This window comes from Paenibacillus ilasis (genome assembly GCF_043195395.1).
Lineage (GTDB): Bacteria > Bacillota > Bacilli > Paenibacillales > Paenibacillaceae > Paenibacillus_AQ > Paenibacillus_AQ lautus.
Genome location: NZ_JBHDJG010000001.1, coordinates 1,043,120 through 1,060,455 on the forward strand (window position 1 = coordinate 1,043,120; position 17,336 = coordinate 1,060,455).

General features: G+C 42.2%; 21 protein-coding genes and 1 pseudogene. 17 read left to right on the forward strand and 5 right to left on the reverse strand.

The window, feature by feature from the left end; translation table 11 throughout:
• Window positions 1-10: 10 nt before the first annotated feature.
• Complete coding sequence (locus ACETK5_RS04990; protein ID WP_394054410.1) at window positions 11-625, forward strand: alpha/beta hydrolase; 615 nt, start codon at window positions 11-13, stop codon at window positions 623-625.
• A gap of 93 nt (window positions 626-718) precedes the next feature.
• Here the strand turns inward: ACETK5_RS04990 and ACETK5_RS04995 are convergent, their stop codons facing one another.
• From ACETK5_RS04995 to ACETK5_RS05010, 4 genes are read right to left on the reverse strand one after another with little or no spacing between them, the layout of a single operon-like run.
• Window positions 719-1,420, reverse strand: a complete 702-nt coding sequence (locus tag ACETK5_RS04995; RefSeq protein WP_326113861.1) for an ABC transporter permease — start codon at window positions 1,418-1,420, stop codon at window positions 719-721.
• A gap of 12 nt (window positions 1,421-1,432) precedes the next feature.
• A complete protein-coding gene (locus ACETK5_RS05000) occupies window positions 1,433-2,386 on the reverse strand; it encodes a glycine betaine ABC transporter substrate-binding protein (protein ID WP_394054411.1) in 954 nt (317 codons plus the stop codon).
• On the reverse strand, window positions 2,383-3,048 hold the full coding sequence (locus tag ACETK5_RS05005) for an ABC transporter permease (protein WP_009589947.1): 666 nt from the start codon (window positions 3,046-3,048) through the stop codon (window positions 2,383-2,385). The genes ACETK5_RS05000 and ACETK5_RS05005 overlap by 4 nt, the downstream gene beginning before the upstream one ends.
• A gap of 1 nt (window position 3,049) precedes the next feature.
• Window positions 3,050-4,213, reverse strand: coding sequence for an ABC transporter ATP-binding protein (locus ACETK5_RS05010; RefSeq protein WP_394054412.1), 1,164 nt, complete (start codon window positions 4,211-4,213; stop codon window positions 3,050-3,052).
• Between the two features lie 744 nt (window positions 4,214-4,957).
• Between ACETK5_RS05010 and ACETK5_RS05015 the strand changes: the two genes are divergently transcribed.
• The 15 genes and pseudogenes from ACETK5_RS05015 to ACETK5_RS05085 all read left to right on the forward strand — a co-directional run bounded on the left by ACETK5_RS05015 (window position 4,958) and on the right by ACETK5_RS05085 (window position 15,623).
• Window positions 4,958-6,163 carry a macrolide family glycosyltransferase gene (locus ACETK5_RS05015; protein ID WP_394054413.1) on the forward strand — a complete coding sequence of 402 codons (1,206 nt, stop codon included), beginning with the start codon at window positions 4,958-4,960 and terminating at the stop codon, window positions 6,161-6,163.
• A 297-nt stretch (window positions 6,164-6,460) separates the two neighbouring features.
• Entirely contained in the window at window positions 6,461-6,631 is a 171-nt protein-coding gene (locus ACETK5_RS05020; protein WP_394057331.1) for a DUF4083 family protein, read from the forward strand.
• The gene (locus tag ACETK5_RS05025) at window positions 6,624-7,232 is read left to right on the forward strand and encodes an HAD-IA family hydrolase (RefSeq protein ID WP_394054414.1); all 609 of its coding nucleotides are present in this window, start codon (window positions 6,624-6,626) and stop codon (window positions 7,230-7,232) included. Before ACETK5_RS05020 ends, ACETK5_RS05025 begins: the two co-directional genes overlap by 8 nt.
• Window positions 7,233-7,296: 64 nt before the next feature.
• Entirely contained in the window at window positions 7,297-7,722 is a 426-nt protein-coding gene (locus ACETK5_RS05030) for a DUF4275 family protein (protein ID WP_394054415.1), read from the forward strand.
• Window positions 7,723-7,776: 54 nt separating this feature from the next.
• Window positions 7,777-8,247, forward strand: coding sequence for a hypothetical protein (locus ACETK5_RS05035; RefSeq protein WP_394054416.1), 471 nt, complete (start codon window positions 7,777-7,779; stop codon window positions 8,245-8,247).
• A gap of 262 nt (window positions 8,248-8,509) precedes the next feature.
• Window positions 8,510-8,851: pseudogene (locus tag ACETK5_RS05040) on the forward strand (GNAT family N-acetyltransferase); the annotation flags it as partial.
• An 11-nt stretch (window positions 8,852-8,862) separates the two neighbouring features.
• Window positions 8,863-9,168: a hypothetical protein gene (locus ACETK5_RS05045; protein WP_394054417.1), complete on the forward strand. Its 306-nt coding sequence runs from the start codon at window positions 8,863-8,865 to the stop codon at window positions 9,166-9,168.
• Window positions 9,169-9,233: 65 nt separating this feature from the next.
• The gene (locus ACETK5_RS05050; RefSeq protein WP_394054418.1) at window positions 9,234-10,403 is read left to right on the forward strand and encodes an alanyl-tRNA editing protein; all 1,170 of its coding nucleotides are present in this window, start codon (window positions 9,234-9,236) and stop codon (window positions 10,401-10,403) included.
• 374 nt (window positions 10,404-10,777) lie between these two features.
• Complete coding sequence (locus tag ACETK5_RS05055) at window positions 10,778-11,659, forward strand: carbon-nitrogen hydrolase family protein (protein WP_394057332.1); 882 nt, start codon at window positions 10,778-10,780, stop codon at window positions 11,657-11,659.
• 320 nt (window positions 11,660-11,979) lie between these two features.
• Window positions 11,980-12,468 (forward strand): GNAT family N-acetyltransferase, encoded by a 489-nt coding sequence (locus ACETK5_RS05060; RefSeq protein WP_394054419.1) that lies wholly within the window; start codon window positions 11,980-11,982, stop codon window positions 12,466-12,468.
• 96 nt (window positions 12,469-12,564) lie between these two features.
• Window positions 12,565-13,035 carry a GNAT family N-acetyltransferase gene (locus ACETK5_RS05065; RefSeq protein WP_394054420.1) on the forward strand — a complete coding sequence of 157 codons (471 nt, stop codon included), beginning with the start codon at window positions 12,565-12,567 and terminating at the stop codon, window positions 13,033-13,035.
• 67 nt (window positions 13,036-13,102) lie between these two features.
• Window positions 13,103-13,510, forward strand: coding sequence for an NUDIX hydrolase (locus tag ACETK5_RS05070; protein WP_394054421.1), 408 nt, complete (start codon window positions 13,103-13,105; stop codon window positions 13,508-13,510).
• 107 nt (window positions 13,511-13,617) lie between these two features.
• Window positions 13,618-14,076: a GyrI-like domain-containing protein gene (locus ACETK5_RS05075; RefSeq protein WP_394054422.1), complete on the forward strand. Its 459-nt coding sequence runs from the start codon at window positions 13,618-13,620 to the stop codon at window positions 14,074-14,076.
• Between the two features lie 278 nt (window positions 14,077-14,354).
• A complete protein-coding gene (locus ACETK5_RS05080) occupies window positions 14,355-15,002 on the forward strand; it encodes a FusB/FusC family EF-G-binding protein (RefSeq protein ID WP_394054423.1) in 648 nt (215 codons plus the stop codon).
• 96 nt (window positions 15,003-15,098) lie between these two features.
• Window positions 15,099-15,623, forward strand: a complete 525-nt coding sequence (locus tag ACETK5_RS05085; RefSeq protein ID WP_394054424.1) for a GNAT family N-acetyltransferase — start codon at window positions 15,099-15,101, stop codon at window positions 15,621-15,623.
• 138 nt (window positions 15,624-15,761) lie between these two features.
• Here ACETK5_RS05085 and ACETK5_RS05090 read toward each other — a convergent pair whose 3' ends face one another.
• Window positions 15,762-16,364 carry a TetR/AcrR family transcriptional regulator gene (locus tag ACETK5_RS05090; protein ID WP_100538413.1) on the reverse strand — a complete coding sequence of 201 codons (603 nt, stop codon included), beginning with the start codon at window positions 16,362-16,364 and terminating at the stop codon, window positions 15,762-15,764.
• A gap of 195 nt (window positions 16,365-16,559) precedes the next feature.
• On the opposite strand from ACETK5_RS05090, the gene ACETK5_RS05095 reads away from it, so the two are divergent.
• Window positions 16,560-17,297 (forward strand): SDR family NAD(P)-dependent oxidoreductase, encoded by a 738-nt coding sequence (locus tag ACETK5_RS05095; RefSeq protein WP_394054425.1) that lies wholly within the window; start codon window positions 16,560-16,562, stop codon window positions 17,295-17,297.
• The last annotated feature ends 39 nt before the right edge of the window (window positions 17,298-17,336 follow it).

Sequence of the window (17,336 nt, forward strand, 5' to 3'; positions counted from 1 at the left end):
ATGGGAGAGAATGAAATTAGAGACTTTAACGGTGCCCTCGTTTTGGAAAACGGAAATGAAACAAAAATATTATCAACTTTATGAGGAAAACAGCAAGTTGGTTGTTCTGTTCCCCGGAAAAAACTATCCTTGTGATAAACCAAGTCTACATTTTGCTGGAACTTCCGCACTTCAAAGTGGTTTTGACTTAATGGTACTGGAGTATGGATATCAAGCTGCGAGAACGAATTTCGATGTTAATGATCTGCAAAGAGTAATAGATGAAAGCCACGAATCGGTTCAACGAATCATTGGCAAGTACAATCAAGTTGTTTTTATTAGTAAGAGCTTAGGGACAATAGTTGCTGGAGAAGTTCATGGGAAACTTGAAATTCCAATAAAACATTTATTTTTGACACCAATTAAAGACACCATTCACTATATCAACAAGTTTAATGGACTTGTGGTTTATGGTACAAAAGATGAAGTGTTTCATCGTGAACTTGCAGACCAAATTAACATAGACAAAGTCAGAGAGGTCATTGAAATTCCTAATGCAAATCATTCCTTGGAGACCAATAATGTGGAGGAAAGTATTGAGATTCTAAGTAAACTTGTAAGGATATATTTGGATTTTCTAAAATAAGGATGTCACTCATGCTAACAATTAAAAGAAAAGAGCACCCCGCAAGATCTGAGATCTTTTGGAATGCCCCTTAGAATGTACCCTCTACAAACCTCAGTTTATATTTTGCATTTTTGCAGGCGATGGAGCCGCACCGGCTGACTTCCGCTTAGCCAGATCCATCTTACGCTGCAGCATGCCGAGCACGATATCCGCAACGATTGCCAGCACCGCGGCAGGAATGGCGCCTGCAAAAATCCGCAGGGAGTTGTTGCTGTTTAGTCCAGCGTAAATTTCTCGTCCCAGCCCGCCTCCTCCCACGAGGGGAGCGATCGTTACCACGCCGATGGCAATGACGGCTGCGATACGCAGGCCCGACATGATATACGTCAGCGCCAGCGGAAAACGCACCTTCACGAGCATTTGGAAGGGGCTCATCCCGATTCCTTTTCCGGATTCCAAATAGCTGGGATCCACCTGTTTTAACCCAACGTACGTATTCCGCACGATGGGATTCAGGGAATACAGGAAGAGTCCCACCATGACCGTTGTCGTTCCAAGCCCCATCCATAACATGAGAACCACGAGCATAGCTAAGCTTGGTACCACCTGCAGGATGTTGGTGATAAACAAAATGATCTTGGCCGCCCATTTACTCTTAGAGCAGAGAATGCCAAGCGGCACGCCGACGATGAATGCCAGCCCCAGCCCGATAACCACCATCGTAATATGCTGGATGAAATACTCCCAGAGCAATTCTTGATTTCGTGATATATACGACAAAAAGTCGGCAAATGTTAAATGTTCACTTTCCATGCTTACCCTCCTTTAGCTTTTCAAGAGGCCCTGCTCTTTCAAATACGCGATGGCGACCTCCCGCTCGCTTTTCTTCTCAATGTCCACCTGATAATTAAGCGATATCATCGTATCTGCATCCAGATGACCGATTAAAGGCGCTATCGTATCCTCAATTTCAGGATGCTTCTTCAAAAGGTCCGAACGCAATACCGGACTTGCATCATAGGGAGGGAAGAATTGCTGGTCATCCTGAAGCGTCTGCAATTGGTAGGCTTTCAGCCGGGAATCCGTGGAATAGGCCAACACGATATCCACCTGCTCATTGGCTACCGCGCTGTAGACCAGGCTGATTTCCATGGGGAAGATCTGACCGAATTTGATGTCATAAGCTTTGGAGAATGCCGGATATCCATCCGTGCTTCTCTCCAGCCAAGTTGTATCTACCCCAAGCTTCATGGAGGCCATGTCTTTTTTGACGTCGGAAATTTTGGCGTACCCGTTGGCTTCGGCAAGATCCTTTCTTACCGTGAACGCGTAGGTGTTCTCAAAACCCAGCGGATTCATCCAGGTGAACCCGAAGTGTTCCTGGAATCCCTCCTGTGCCTCCTTCAAGACTTTATCGCGGTCTTTGGTGCCGCTGATCGGGAAATGGTTGTTGAAAATCTCTCCGGTATATAGCGTCGCCATCTGAACGTCGTTTCGTTTCATCGCATTGATGACCAATGAACTTGATGCCAGATCCGGGATAACATCCACCTTCAGATCGGTTTGGTCTTCAATCAGCGCTTTATACATTTCGGCAATAATCTTGGTTTCGGTATAGGTTTGCGTCCCGATGGTAAGGTCGCTTTGAATTCCGCATGCGGAGGTAATAGCGGCAAGAGCCATCAGGCAGACTAACATCGGTATCCTTTTCAGCTTGTTCAGTTTCATCACGCCTTCCTTATTCCGTCGGGCTCGCTGTTTACGGTTGAAGTTACTCATATCGCAGCATCCCGGGTTTGATTCTGATGGTAGTGCTTGCTCAGCCAACCCTCCAGCAGACCAAGCAGTCCGTCAGCTACAAGTGCCAACAGAATTGCACCGATGCCACCAATGAATATCATCTCGGGTTTGTTAACCCCAAGTCCAGATACGATGAGCTGGCCTAAACCGCCAGCACCGATCAGGGAAGCCAGGGTTGCCCAGCTGATGATATACACGGTCGTAATGCGGACACCGGACATGATGTAAGGAAGCGATAGGGGAAGCTGAATTTTCAAAATCGTTTGGGCGGTGCTGTATCCCATCCCCCTGGCCGAATTGAGCACGCCTTTATCCACGGAGTGAAAACCGTCATAGGTATTCCGCAGAATAGGCATTAGGGAATACAGAAACAATGCGAGTATGGCCGGCTTCATGCCGATCCCGAGCAGCGGAATCAGAATCGCCAGGAGTGCCAGGCTCGGTACCGTCTGAAACAGATTCGCAACGAAAAAGACGATGCTGTTCAACCAGCCGACCCGGTTGTAGACCAGCAGGATTCCAATCGGTACGGCAATCACAGTCCCGAGCAGCACGGCAGAGAACGAGAGGACCAGATGCTCTTGCAAAGCCTTCAGAATATCCGGATAACGATCCGTGATGAAGCTCCAAAATGCATTCATATCACTCACCCTCTCCGTTCAGCACCGGAGGAACCATCGTTGGATAGACTTCGGCCAGATGTTTAACCACACTGCCTCTTGTAATTAATCCGAGGAACCGGTTATTGCTGTCTACGACAGGGAGGTTGCTGAGCTGGTGGCTGTCCATAATCTCGATGGCCTGCGGAAGCGTGCTTCCCGAAGCTACGGAAAAACGGACCGGATGCATCACATCCGCGACGGTTTTGCCTTCTTCGCCGTATTGGTCGAGTACCCGGTAGATCGAAACCGCGCCTTGAAGCTGACGGTTACGGTCCACAATCAGCAGCGAATCGACCCGCTTCATTTCCATCATCTTGATGGCTTCAGCCAATCCCCGGCTCGGGAATGCCGTGACCGGATTCGTAATCATCACTTCATCCACAAGCGGAATTTCATAGGCGCTTTCATTCTCATTTTGCAGTCGTTTCGAACCGATAAAGTCACGCACAAAATCGTTTGCAGGATGCCGTAAAATGCTATCCGGTCTACCCGTTTGAACCACTTCGCCATCTTTCATCAGAACGATGGTATCCGCGATTTTAATAGCTTCATCCATATCATGCGTCACAAAAATAATGGTCTTATTGAGCTCCTGCTGAAGCCGGATCAGCTCATCCTGAAGCTGCTCGCGGCTAATGGGATCCAGTGCGGAGAACGGCTCGTCCATCAGGATGATATCGGGTTCAGCCGCAAGCGCCCGCACGACGCCTACGCGCTGCTGTTGTCCGCCGCTTAGCTCGGATGGATAGCGTGTGCCATAAACGGTGTGGTCCAGTCCGACCATGTCCAACAATTCATTTACTTTTTGATCTGTTTTGTCTTTATCCCACTTCTTCAGACGCGGAACCACGCCCGCGTTCTTGGAGATATTCATATGCGGAAATAAACCAACGCTTTGAATGACATAGCCGATATTGCGCCGCAGTTCAACCGGATTCAATCTGGAGATATCCTGACCGTCAATCAAAACTTTGCCCGAGGATGGCGTATTGAGCGCGTTGATCAGCTTCATGGTCGTTGATTTGCCACAGCCGCTCGGTCCGATGAGGACGGTAATTTCCCCTTTTTTGAATTCGAGATTAATGTCTTTCAGCGCGTGAAAGCCATTATCGTAAACCTTGTTCACATGCTCCAGTACTATCATCCAATCGCCCCTTTGCAAGCAGTATCCATATTATGCGGAGCATTTGGCATATCATCCATCGGGGACCCAAAAATGTTGGGGGAAATGTGGTGCTAGAGTTAAGGGAAGGCTTCAGCATTGTTATGTAGAAATGGAAAATGAAGCTAAGCAAGTTAGCATTAAAAGAAATCAAAATGGAATAGGATTAAGCGCATGATTAAGGGGTGGAGAACAATCTAAGAGGAAGCCCTGAGGGTACTAACAATTTAAGTTGAAAATCTTCGTTATGGCATTGACTTACATACCCAAAATTCCACCTTTATATGCATTATAGCTTTCCAAACTGTGCAATCCCTTGTTACATCCATCCGAAGAAGTATTCCAAGCCTGTATGCCCCTGTTCGTATTACTTCCCTCAGCCCAAATGGATATATGCAAAATGCGTAAGCAGGTAACGAGTCCCTTTCGGGTAGGACCGTATAACTGCAATAATATGTTTAATACAATTACCCACTTCGCATTGGATTGAAACATATATATCGAACGATATTGGTTTTTGGTACCCCAGGTCCAGAACTGTCCATGAAGTAAGACCGGCTCTGTAACGACATTGCTTAACTGGATAATATGGCGATCCAGGTTTGAGATTTTCAAGTATTGTACTATGATAAACGTGATTCCATTATGGATTCGAACAATGGTATGGGACAGTGCCCCTTACTCATTCATCGTGTAGAGAACAGTATGCCTAAAGGAGTGGTTGAAATGGCGCGTGTATTATTTATTAATGGCGGATCAGAGGGACATATCAATCCAACGATTGGTGTTGTGCAGGAGCTTATTTCTCGTGGGGAAGAGGTCGTGTACTTTTGTATAGAGGCTTTTCGGGAGCGTATGGAGAAGACGGGAGCAACCGTTCGAACATTTGACGATCAAAAATTTATAAAAGCCTTTATTTCAGGTGGAAGAGATTATATGCTCCAAAGAATCAACGGTCTTTTACTTACGGCAGATATCGTCATACCAAGCGTTCTTGAACAGATCAAAGGAGAGCATTTTGATTATATCATCCATGATTCGATGTTTGGCTGTGGACGATTACTTGCTCAAATTCTTAAGCTTCCTGCAATCAACTCTTGTACTACTTTTGCACAGACACAAGAATCATTCGATAAAATGCTGGAATCATTTTTTAAAAATGTCCCTGCAGATATCGTTAAACCGATAAACGATACATTTCAAAGCCTGACGGCAATGGTGAAGGAAAAATATGAGGTGGAGATCAATTCGCCTTACGAAGTGTTTTGCAATCCAGCGCCGCTTACGATCGTTTATACAACAAGGGAGTTTCAACCTGAAGAAGAAGCATTCGACCAAACGTATCAATTTGTAGGGCCATCCATCTCTTCACGATTAAAGCAAGAAAACTTCGACTTTACTGCCATCGAGGGGAAAAACCCCATTTACATATCACTGGGTACCGTGTTTAATCATGCAATGGATTTCTATAAGCTTTGTTTTGAGGCATTGGGAAACACGGAGCATACGATTGTCATGTCGATTGGGAGTAAAGTCCAAATTTCTGATATAGGGGAAATTCCTAAAAACTTCATCGTTAAAAATTACCTTCCACAAACCGATGTACTGCCATACGCTAAATTATTTATTACACATGGTGGAATGAATAGCACCCATGAAGGTCTGTATTATGGTGTTCCGCTGATTGTCATTCCGCAAAACGCGGATCAGCCGATCATTGCGGGGCAAGTCGCCAATATCGGAGCAGGCATTACATTACACATGCAAAGTTTGACTGCAAATCAACTGCGTGAAGCTGCAGATCATGTGTTAAGCCTTTTATCTTTTAAGAAAGCGGCTGCAAATATTAGGGAATCCTTTCGACAATCTGGTGGGTATCAACAAGCTGTTGATGAGATTTTCGAATTTAAGTGTCAAGATAGATCTGAATAAAGAGTGTGCACTTTAAGTAACACGGGGCTCCGCAGGACCAAGAGCACAGTCAGGAAGCTGCTGCAGAGATATTCGGCAGCTTTTACTGTGCCAACTGGCAGCAACACGTCAGTCGATAAATGATTGAACTAGCGAGGGAAGATCGTTGATTCGAGTGAAGAAATTACATCAGATAACAACGTATTCACACTGCAGGACTACCGCGCCTTGGTTGCCAGATGTATAATCATGGAAGAAAGCGTAATTTAGTTTTTAGTTTATTAAGGGGGTAATATCTTGGGCTTTTTTTCGATGGCAATGTTATTTCAAATCATATTCATTGTTTTATTAGTTATACTGTTTTTTGTTGGATTATTTCGATTTGTAAATAGATTCATTCTACACACAAAAAATACAAAAGAAAGCTTGAGAAGAATAGAAGACAAAATTGATAGACTAAATCAAGAATTAAACAAGACCAATGAATAATGATTCGATGACTGCCAAGCCACAACTGGTATTAGATTTAGCTGGTGTATTAGTAAGTAATTTTTCATCTGCGGTTTGGCTCAAATTATCTGAAGGTTCCGAAATCTCGTTTCAAGACATCAGAGAACAGTTTAACGAGATTCGAAAAGATTTATGGACAGGAAAGATCAAAGAAGAGGAATTTTGGGGATGGATGAGCCAGCGAATGAAGCAGATCAACAAAGAGCGAGCCAGAGAATTATTAATGCAATCACTGGAACCACTCCCTGGCTTAAATTACTTGGCTGAGTGGAGTGAAATCGCAGATATCCACATAGTAAGTAACCATTGTAAGGAATGGTTGGAACCGATATTAGAAAGAGTAGAACCGTATACCAGGAGCATAACGATTTCAAATCAAGTAGGTTTAAGCAAACCCGATATACGAATTTTTCAACATGTCGGGAAACAATTTGAATCCGGCCAAACGGTTGTTTATATTGATGATCAAGAAAAGAACTTAAACCCGGTTATCGAACTCGGATGGAAAACCTTGTTAGCAGATAAAGAGCATAAATGGATAGAACAAGTTGAACCGATGCTAGGAAAGAGCCTTTTGTAAGCAAGTCGAGAAGAGGGACCATAAGTATAATAAAGTATTTACACTTATTTAGGGGGGAGAGAACTTGATCAGAAAAGAGATTCAATTGATTGAAAAGTTAATTGAAAAAGCTGTAAACATCTCAGATGTATTTGATGGAGCAACAGAAATTATGGATAGATGGGATAAGACATTTACACTAAACATTAGTGAAGATGTAAAAGAAAGCATTTATTACAGTCAATATAAGTGGCATATTTTTAGTTACGAAATACAAGGTTGTTTGAAAGAAAATGCAGCAAGAAATGCTTTTAATACTGAAATAAAAGATGAATTATATGTAATGTACCAAAACTCTCCCGATGTATTTCTATACAGTAACGCAAATGCCATAGTCGCGGAGGATTTTGATTCTCAACAAGATATATATATTTTTGATAAAAACTTTACTTGGACGTATGTGAATACCCATGAAGACATGTGTGGGCCGTATTTTTACAAAGTGAATTAATGTCGTCAGACTATCCGCCTAAAAGAATAAGGAAGTTTGGGAGGGATTCAGAAAGTGTATAGAAAACCAATATTCATCATTTCCGTCATCTTGTGCTTACTAATTAGCGTAAGTTGTAGTAATAACAACGAAATGACTACTGACGACATTGACAATATAAGTTTAGAATTAGTTGAACAAAAAGAAGAATCAAATGGAACAATGTTCACACTAAAATTACAGAACAAAACTAGTCATATTATAGTACAAAATAATGTTTATTTAAGTTTTCCCATAAAAATTGAAAACGGTGCTAAAGGGAATGATTTTAAGATCGAGGCTAGAAATAATAAACTCAATATTGATCCAGGAGAAGAATTACTTCTTACTGTATTTGCTCCGAAGGAAATGTATGAAGGAAACCGTAATATTGACTTAGAAGAACCTCATATCGAGATTAAAGGTTTCTTTAATCAAGTAACTGAACTAAATCAATTCAATATCATTGGACGGCATCGTACTATGGTTGGTTTTAAGGGGGAATGACTGTCTCCCTGACGTGTTTCATGAACTGAAGTCAGGCAAGTGACCCCGCATTGGCTAATTCCGTTGGAGCTAAGATAAGAAGGTTATTCTTCTCTTCAAGATACAGGAGAGAGATAGCTTTTAACGACATTTTTTCCCGAGGTGTAAGGAAGAAGCTCAGACAACAAATACCCAGCCTAAGATAAGAACAGTCTCAGGCTGGGTTGTTTCTTTATGACCAAAACGTTATAAACAATTCATGCATTCGTTTAAATAAATCTGTGGTCCACTAGGATATGACTCCATAAGTTGGCAAGAAGAGATGATGCTAAATTGTGAGTACTTTAAAGTGCTCTATAATGGAGAAATAATTGGGGGAGCTATGATATTTATAGAAAGCAATCAAGTACATAATCTAGGGCGAATTTTTATTGACCCAAAATATCAGAATCAAGGAATCGGTAAAAAAGTAATGAAAGAAATTGAAGGAAGTTTTCCGGATAGCGCAAAATGGTGGTTGGATACTCCTAGCTGGAGTGTCAAAAATCATCACTTCTACACCATGTGCGGATTCACCAAAGTCAGAGAAGAAGATGATCTATACATTTTCGAGAAGACTTTATAGGAGCTGAATTCATGTTAGTAGATGTTTTTTATTATATAAAACTTTCTATGAGTATTTTTATTTTTAGTTTGCTAATCACATTGATTTTAATATTATTGAAAAAAACTGTTGTTAATAAATATGCTGTCGGTATGTTGGCGGTTGTTTCTAGTTCTGTATCAGGAGTAAATATGATCATCTCGGGATATGTAGCAGATGAAGTTCCATCTGGAGGAGACCCAATTACCTTGTATATGTTTTTTGCTGTTCTATTATTAAGTATAGTCAGCATGATTTTAGTTTCAAGAAAAAGGGAAGAAGAAGTAGAATGTACTTAAAACTATTGAGTGCCAGCAAGCTGTGACTAAAGTTAATTTAACCTGAGAACTGCGAGGACAAGAAAATGACAAAGAAGTTATATTACGAATCCACTCATATTCGGGAGTGGGAGACACGAATAACACGAAAACTGGAGCGGGAGGATGGAACCTATCTGGTAATGGAGGAGACGGCCTTTTATCCGCACGGCGGAGGGCAGCCTTGTGACCTAGGGTGGATCGATAAAATTCCCGTTCTTGATGTCGTTCAGGAGGAAGGGGAAATTCTGCATAAAGTCGAGCGTTTTCCTGAGAAAGAAGAGGTTGGCTGCCGTTTGGATTGGGATAGAAGATTCGACCATATGCAGCAACATAGCGGCCAGCATCTCCTGTCTGCCATATGTCTGGAAGTATGCCAGGCGGAAACGCTCAGTTTCCACCTGGGTCAGGATTACGCCACCGTTGATATCGCCCGATCTGACCTGCCTCAGGACCAGTTGATGATGCTGGAGTTGGAAGTCAATGATCAGGTTTACCTTAATCGAAAAATAACGAATTATGTTGTGAGTCGGGAGCAGGCTGCCGCCCTGCCGCTGGTGAAGCAGCCGAAGGTAACCGACGATATCCGGATCGTAGAAATCGAAGGTATCGAATATAACGCCTGCGGCGGTACACATGTATCTGCAACCGGTGAGATCGGAATGATCAAATTGCTGAGAGCCGAGAAGCAGAAGGGGCATATGCGTCTCTATTTTAAATGCGGATATCGAGCGTTAAAAGAATTTAATGCCGGAATGGAGATTCTCGGCAGCCTTTCGGCTAGGTTTAATACCGCAAAGGAAGAGATTCTGGATCGGATTGCAAAATGGGACCAGGAGCAGAAGCAGCTCCAGACAGAATTGAACGCCGTGAAGGCCGAGAATGACGCTTACCTGGCCGGGAAGCTATTGGCCGAACGTCAAGGCAGCCTGATCAAACATGTTTTTGCGGACAAGCCGCTGAAGGATATGCAGAACCTGGCGGCCAAACTCACCGAAGAAACTGACGTTATCGTGCTGTTCGTATCCAACGCGGACCAAAAGGTTGTCCTCGCCCAGGGAGGACAGAGCGGACTTGCCTGCGGTGCGTTCTTGAAGCAGTATCTGGCCGATTATCGCGGTAAAGGCGGAGGCAGCGACAAGATAGCACAGGCCGGTTTTGCCACCGGAGAGGATGCCATGGCGTTTTACCATTTTGCAGCACAGTCATTAAGTTAGCTTGAAGATGTGTAAACGGTCTATAAGTAGAAAGCATGCAAGCGGGTTAAGCGGCATGCACATTTATGATGATGTCGAGCATGCGCGTAGATTTCATGTATTCGGGGCTAAAGCTTGGCTGATGGCAGGTTTTAGCCCCGACATGTATCTAAGGCTTGAGCGTTTCGTGAATGAGTTCCGAGAAGGAGATAAAACATGAGGGACATCATAAATATAAAGAGACTAACTACATTAGAAGAAGCTGAATTGTTGGATCAAGAATTTGCTAAGCGTTAGATGATCTATTAATTTATTTAGTTAAGAATTTAAAGAGCAACTTGTAAATCTTTGAAAGAAGTGACGGTAAAAAAGATTATAAAGTGAGGTGTAGAATGATGAAAACCTTTACAGTTGCAACCGTGCAATATAATTGCAGTGAACCTGATCAAAAACTAAATACGGAAATTGGATTGAGCTACGTAAAAAAAGCCAAAGAGCTTGGAGCAGATATTGTATTATTTCCGGAGTGTTGGATAACAGCATATGCCTTTCCCGACATCGTTGAAACCAAGCTCCCCGAAGAAGAGATAGAGAATCATCCTGACTTCAAAGCTTGGTATGAGGCGGCATTAGACGAAAATAGTACAGCCTTAAAAGCTTTTCAAGAAATTGCTGAAGAATTATCTATTGGAATTGTCATCACGGGTTTTACAAAAGGGGTAAAGCGTCCTCAAAATTCAGCATTTGTAATTGATCGTAAAGGTGAAATTTTATTAAAGTACAGCAAAGTCCATTTTGATACTGAACGTATGCTTGAGCCTGGTACTGAATTTAAAGTATGTGATTTTGACGGTGTGAAGATTGGGGTCATGATTTGTTACGACAGAGAGTACCCGGAAAGCGCAAGAGTATTGATGTTAAAAGGGGCAGAAATCATTTTGGTTCCCAATGATTGTGGAACCATGGAGCCTAGATTACAGGCACTTTCAACAAGAGCATATGAAAATATGGTTGGTATTGCGATGGCGAACCCTCCTGGTGAAAATGCGGGATGTTCTTGTGCCTATAGTCCAATGATGTGGGATCTTGATGGGAAATCGGTCGATAACACCATTATGCTGGCGGATAATGTGTCGGAAGGCGTATTTATTGCAAAATTTGATCTGGATGAAATTCGTAAATATCGTAATCAAGAAATGATGGGCAATACGTTTAGGAAAGTGAAAACTTATAAAGAGTTACTTTCTGAAAAAGTAGATGCTCCCTTTATACGATAATAAACGGAATCAATTTAAGCGAGGGATCATGGGAATCGCGGAGAAATAAGAGGAGTCTTCCAGTTTTTAAATCTGTAAATTTAAATATTATGAGGGTTTGACTGTGAATCTGAAATATAAAATCAATGGAAACACCGGTTAATGGGATTATATAAACATGAAAGACAAAAATATGTTGAAGGCAAAGGTCCGATTGTGTGGGAGATCATACAAAAGGCACATATTTGGTCACAAGAAATAGGTTGGAAACCAGGTAAACCGGATCTGTAAACCGAACCTACGAAACTTTCAGAAATAATAGGGTGATAAAAGGAGGCGTTATGGAAATCAAACTTCTTCCCGTTACAGTTCAAGAGAAAGAAACATTATCGAACATGTATCAATTTTATTATTATGATTTTAGTCGATATACGAATCAGGATTTAAATGATGATGGAACTTTTGGGGTGAATATTGATTTCTACTGGGGAGGCGACCCAAGATGGAACCCGTATTTCATTTTATCTTCAGGAGTAATTGTAGGGTTCTTGGTTGTGCTTTTTGAAAACTTTGATACGGATCCAGACCCAACGCATGTAATTTATGATTTTATGATTTTGAAGAAATATAGAAGAATTGGGATAGGCCACACCGCAGCCAAACAGGCATTTGAGTTATTCAAAGCAAATTGGAAAGTAGCTCAAATGGAGAGTAATACATCTGCCATATCTTTTTGGAGAAAAGTAATCAGTGAATATTCCAAGAATAATTACACGGAGAGATACAGGGAAGATTCAAAGAAATACATTCAGGAGTTCAGTACAAAGTAGTAACATTTTGCTTTCACGCTGTGGGAACTAGCATACTGAGATCTCTTTATCTTAGTTGAAAGGTGAAGTGATTTTAATGTATTCCGGGGTGATTTTATGATAATTAGAATTGCGACTAAGGAAGATATGGATCAACTCATTCAAATGAGATGGGATTTTACACTGGAAGACGATTTAGATGGAAAATTAAAAAATGAAACCTATAGTGATTTCTACGAGGAGTGTTATGATTTTTTATTAAATGCTTTTCAAAGTGATATTTGGAGTATTTGGGTTGCTGAAGAAGACGGCATGGTCGTGTCCAACATCTATATAGAACTTATTCACAAGGTACCGAGACCAGGGAGAATTACACATCCCTTTGCATATATGACGAATGTGTATACGAAACCTGGTTATCGAGGTAAAGGAATAGGAAGTAAATTAATATCAAAAATCAACGAATGGGCAAAAGAAAACAAATATGAATTCATTATTGTATGGCCCAGTGATGAAGGTGTTGATTTTTACAAAAAGAATGGTTACCAGCATTGCAAAGAGCCAATGGAAAACATGTTTGGTGAGTAAAGCAGTCAGCGAGTCACTTAACCTAAATTGACTTTATATTGAAGAAATTTATACAAGGAGAAATATGATGAATCTACCAAAACATTTTGTCTCTGCTGCTGCGGTTGTTTTGAATGATAAAAATGAAATATTACTGATCCGGGGCCCGGAAAGAGGCTGGGAGATGCCAGGTGGAGTGGTTGAAGTTGGAGAGTCTTTGGCACAAGCAGCAATCAGGGAAACCAAAGAAGAAGCTGGAGTGGATATTGAGATTATAAGGTTTTGCGGGATATTCCAAAATGTGAAGGAGAGTATTTGTAATACATTATTTCTTGCTAAATACGTTGGGGGTACACCGGTAGCTACAACAGAAAGTCTTGAATCAGGGTTCTTTCCAATGGATGAAGCATTGAATATGGTAACCTATATGAATTTTAGAGAGAGAATCGAAGCTTGCTTAAGACGAGCTGATGAGCCGGTATATATTGAATTCTAGAAGGAACAAGCGTCAAGGTAACTCAAGAAATACAAATGCTTCATTTAACAACATTTTCACGCATCTGGCCATTATAAATAAAAATTCAACGAAAGAGAGTGAGCCCTGTGAAAGTAGTCGAGCTCCTTGAAATGAAACTAGTCGGCATACGAGTAGTATGTGCAGGTGATCAGTATGTCAATGAGATCCCCAAGGCTTCTGTTGAACTTAAAGAAAGATTGCATGAGATTCGTGACGTCGTAAAGCCGGTAAGACTTGTTGGTGCATTCATGGTTGAGGATGTATCGGAAGAGGAAGATGGTTATTGGGTATGCGTTGAGGTGAATGACATGAAACAAGTTCCTGAAGGGATGGTTTCTTTAGTCATTCCAAAACAAAAATATGCAGTCCAACAACACAAGGGGCCTAATTACGAAATTAGAAATACATATGAAAAGCTCCATCACTGGATACTAGAAAATAACCATGAACGACTGCTTAGATCCTGGCATCTGGAGATTTCGGATGAATGGGGACATGGGGAAGTGAATCATATGGAAGCAGACTTGTATGACACCATTAAATAGATTTTAAGGTTGAGATAGACGGTGTCCCATTCCAACGGAATAAATTGCGCCATTTGGGTCTTCCTGTTATAATTTTGCGTATGATATGTGATTGGGGGTTATACCGATGGCAATGCTGGATTGCTCATTAGCTAGGAAGTCCTCATGCAAAGCCTGATCTGGGGCGATACTTTGCGTGGGGTGCGATAGGATGAATTCGATCGCCCAACCTTAACTTTATCGTTTCTAATAACAGGCTTTGCACCTTCATTTTTAATAAAAATAAGGGGCTGAAAGCTATGAGTACACCATTTATTAGAAACCACCAGTTTAATGTGATTAAAAAACAATCGGATTTCCTTCTGAAAACATTGCGAACGATCGCGGATAGAAAAGTTTTGGAAACGGTCAGGTATCGTTCCGTAATGAACATTATGGAAACATTTCCGGCTCTGACAGAGGATCAGAAGCGGATGCTGGGAGAAATATCGACCATCGAGAAGGCCGATGATTTCCAGAGATATCTTAACGGATTAGAACCTTATCTGGAGCCTTATCCGACGATTACGCTGAAACAGATTCAGAAGTTATTTCCTAAAAATAAGAAGCTGAAAGTTCCGGATCTGCAATCGATCGACTTTCGATATGTAACGTATTTGGGCTGGGTGGATATAGCCACTAACAAGTTATTTATCGTATATCCGTTCGAAGGAAGATTCATCGGGATTGAGGGAAGAATTACGCCGACCAACAAGAAAGGGTACTGTCTGTTCTGCAACCGGCATCAAGAGCTTGCCTTGTTCTCGGTCAAGACCAAGCCGACCGTTGCTTCACCGGATAATCTTTCGTTCATTGGCCAATACGTATGTTTGGATAGCCAAGCATGTAATCACAGTATTACCGATACAGGGGCGCTTGAAAAATTCATTCTCTCCGCCAGCAAGTAAACACAATATCAAGAATAGGCTGCCTTTTAGGGCAGCCTATTTTGTACTATATTCCCGTTTGAAGAACATAAAAACCATGAAAGGGCGTTGAAACATATGAACGATGTAAGCTTAGTTAAGCCTCAGCTAGAGCTGAAAGATGACTACTTATCATTTTATCAAGAATGGAGAGAATCCGGTGAGGATATGGTTCCTTGGGTTATAAGTAAGGATCCAAGTGATTTTCAGGGAATGTTGCAGGAGCTCTCTAATCAAGAGGAGGGGATTGGAGTAAAAGAAGGCTGGGTCGCAGATTCAACCTTTTGGTTAGTCGATAATCATCATAGAGTATTAGGTGCGGCTAATATTAGACATCAACTAACCGAACATTTGTATCATGCTGGCGGGCATATTGGCTATGGTATCCGCCCGTCAGCAAGATTAAGAGGCTATGCGACGAAACTATTGGAATTGTCCTTGATTGAGGCTAAGAAACTGGGGATAAACGATGTCTTAGTTGTCTGTGATGCCGGTAATGTGGGATCTGAAAGAACCATTATCAAAAATGGTGGGAAGCCGGATACCGATTACATAGAGGAAGACGGAAACGTAGTTAAAAGATATTGGATCAAGAATACTTGACAGTAGCGATCCCGCACACGTCTGCTAGAAAATAATAGATCGAATAAGTCCGGAAGGTGCCATCGTTACCCCCTACCGGACTTTTTTATGCAGCATTGCGGCTCAATAAAGGTTTGAGTTGTTGTTGCTCCGTCCACCTTACTCCCTCACATACTCCACCGAGTATATATGCGTCCTCGTTAAATCAATGACCTCTTTAATAAAATCCTCCTGGGATTCCCTGAAATCGTTTCGGATCCAGTTCAGAATCAGTCCGTGGAAGCCGTAGGCCGTGTACCGTTTAAAGTAATCCATGTTAACCGGAGTATGGTTAATCGTTTCGAATATAAATCGTTCCTTGTAGATTTTTACAATCGTTTGAGGGAATTCCGTGTGTAGTCCCGGCAAGGTATCCTCGTATTTAATCAGCTCAAAAAAATCCCGATGCTCGTAAATGTAGGCAACGATATTGAAGGACGGCGCACTGAGGTTTGCCGTATATACTTTGTGCCCCGGGATGTAAGGCTTGCCCACCGATTCTTCCAGGCCACGTAGCATGGAGGCCAGCAAATCCTCGGCTAACTCGATTTTATCCTGGTAATGGACATAAAAGGTGCTGCGGTTATAAGAAGCCTTATCCACGATGTCTTTCACCGTCACGGCATGATATCCCTTCTCTTTTACAAGTTGAATAAAGGCGGATTTCAGATGTTCTTTCGTACGATTTTTTCGCGCCGATGTCACGATTTGTTCATGATTCACGAAAAGAGCGCCCCCCAAAAAGACAGTTTTGTTCTAAGTGTTGACTAGATCGACACTTCATAACAGGTTAATGATTGTGAAATGTGAACAGAATAGTACAATTGAATTGTAGCAAAAATAGTACTAAATTTAATATCTTAAATTGCTTCTAATTAATATAGTACTATTTTAATTCATTATACGGGGGTATCCAAGATGGGGAAATTACTAAACAAAGTAGCTGTAATTACCGGTGGTGCATCCGGCATCGGTGCGGCAACAGCACGCCTCTTCGTTGAAGAGGGAGCCAAGGTGGTGCTTGTTGATTTAAATGAGGAAAAAGGTAAGGCGTTTGAAGCCGAACTGAAAGCGAATCATCACGAGGCGCTGTTCGTCAAAGCGAATATCACAAGTGAGGAAGAAGTAGCGGGCATCTTCAAACAAGCGATTGACGCCTTCGGTAAAGTTGATGTTGTATTTAACAACGCAGGGATTGGGCGCGTTCATTCTTCGCATGATCTGGAGTACTCCGAGTGGCGCAACACCGTAAACGTGGACTTGGACGGCGTATTCCTGGTGGCACGCGAAGCTATCCGTGCAATGTTAAAAGCTGGCGGAGGCACGATCGTCAATACCGCATCCATGTACGGCTGGGTCGGCTCGCCTGGTTCCGCAGCCTATAATGCAGCTAAAGGCGGGGTTATTAACTTGACGCGTTCCCTGGCACTGGAGTATGCGGAGCAAAATATCCGGATCAACGCACTATGCCCGGGCTTTATCGACACACCGATCATTCCGGAGGAGAGCAAGCAAGCGTTGGCAGCGGCCACTCCCATGAAGCGTCTGGGACAAGCTGAAGAAATGGCAAAGGCTGTTCTGTTTATGGCTTCGGATGACTCTTCATTCATGACGGGAAATACCCTGACGGTTGACGGTGGATATACAGCCCAATAATGGGTGAGCTTAGACGTAGAGAGAATCATGACATCTTAC

What these genes read in the sequence shown, in the direction of transcription:
- ACETK5_RS05005 (WP_009589947.1), bottom strand. Translation starts at nt 3,048, where the DNA reads ATGAATGCATTTTGGAGCTTCATCACGGATCGTTATCCGGATATTCTG.
- ACETK5_RS05000 (WP_394054411.1), bottom strand. Translation starts at nt 2,386, where the DNA reads ATGAGTAACTTCAACCGTAAACAGCGAGCCCGACGGAATAAGGAAGGC.
- ACETK5_RS05065 (WP_394054420.1), top strand. Translation starts at nt 12,565, where the DNA reads ATGATAATTAGAATTGCGACTAAGGAAGATATGGATCAACTCATTCAA.
- ACETK5_RS05055 (WP_394057332.1), top strand. Translation starts at nt 10,778, where the DNA reads ATGAAAACCTTTACAGTTGCAACCGTGCAATATAATTGCAGTGAACCT.
- ACETK5_RS05015 (WP_394054413.1), top strand. Translation starts at nt 4,958, where the DNA reads ATGGCGCGTGTATTATTTATTAATGGCGGATCAGAGGGACATATCAAT.
- ACETK5_RS05070 (WP_394054421.1), top strand. Translation starts at nt 13,103, where the DNA reads ATGAATCTACCAAAACATTTTGTCTCTGCTGCTGCGGTTGTTTTGAAT.
- ACETK5_RS05010 (WP_394054412.1), bottom strand. Translation starts at nt 4,213, where the DNA reads ATGATAGTACTGGAGCATGTGAACAAGGTTTACGATAATGGCTTTCAC.
- ACETK5_RS04995 (WP_326113861.1), bottom strand. Translation starts at nt 1,420, where the DNA reads ATGGAAAGTGAACATTTAACATTTGCCGACTTTTTGTCGTATATATCA.
- ACETK5_RS05085 (WP_394054424.1), top strand. Translation starts at nt 15,099, where the DNA reads ATGAACGATGTAAGCTTAGTTAAGCCTCAGCTAGAGCTGAAAGATGAC.
- ACETK5_RS05080 (WP_394054423.1), top strand. Translation starts at nt 14,355, where the DNA reads ATGAGTACACCATTTATTAGAAACCACCAGTTTAATGTGATTAAAAAA.
- ACETK5_RS05020 (WP_394057331.1), top strand. Translation starts at nt 6,461, where the DNA reads ATGTTATTTCAAATCATATTCATTGTTTTATTAGTTATACTGTTTTTT.
- ACETK5_RS05025 (WP_394054414.1), top strand. Translation starts at nt 6,624, where the DNA reads ATGAATAATGATTCGATGACTGCCAAGCCACAACTGGTATTAGATTTA.
- ACETK5_RS05045 (WP_394054417.1), top strand. Translation starts at nt 8,863, where the DNA reads ATGTTAGTAGATGTTTTTTATTATATAAAACTTTCTATGAGTATTTTT.
- ACETK5_RS05095 (WP_394054425.1), top strand. Translation starts at nt 16,560, where the DNA reads ATGGGGAAATTACTAAACAAAGTAGCTGTAATTACCGGTGGTGCATCC.
- ACETK5_RS05060 (WP_394054419.1), top strand. Translation starts at nt 11,980, where the DNA reads ATGGAAATCAAACTTCTTCCCGTTACAGTTCAAGAGAAAGAAACATTA.
- ACETK5_RS04990 (WP_394054410.1), top strand. Translation starts at nt 11, where the DNA reads ATGAAATTAGAGACTTTAACGGTGCCCTCGTTTTGGAAAACGGAAATG.
- ACETK5_RS05050 (WP_394054418.1), top strand. Translation starts at nt 9,234, where the DNA reads ATGACAAAGAAGTTATATTACGAATCCACTCATATTCGGGAGTGGGAG.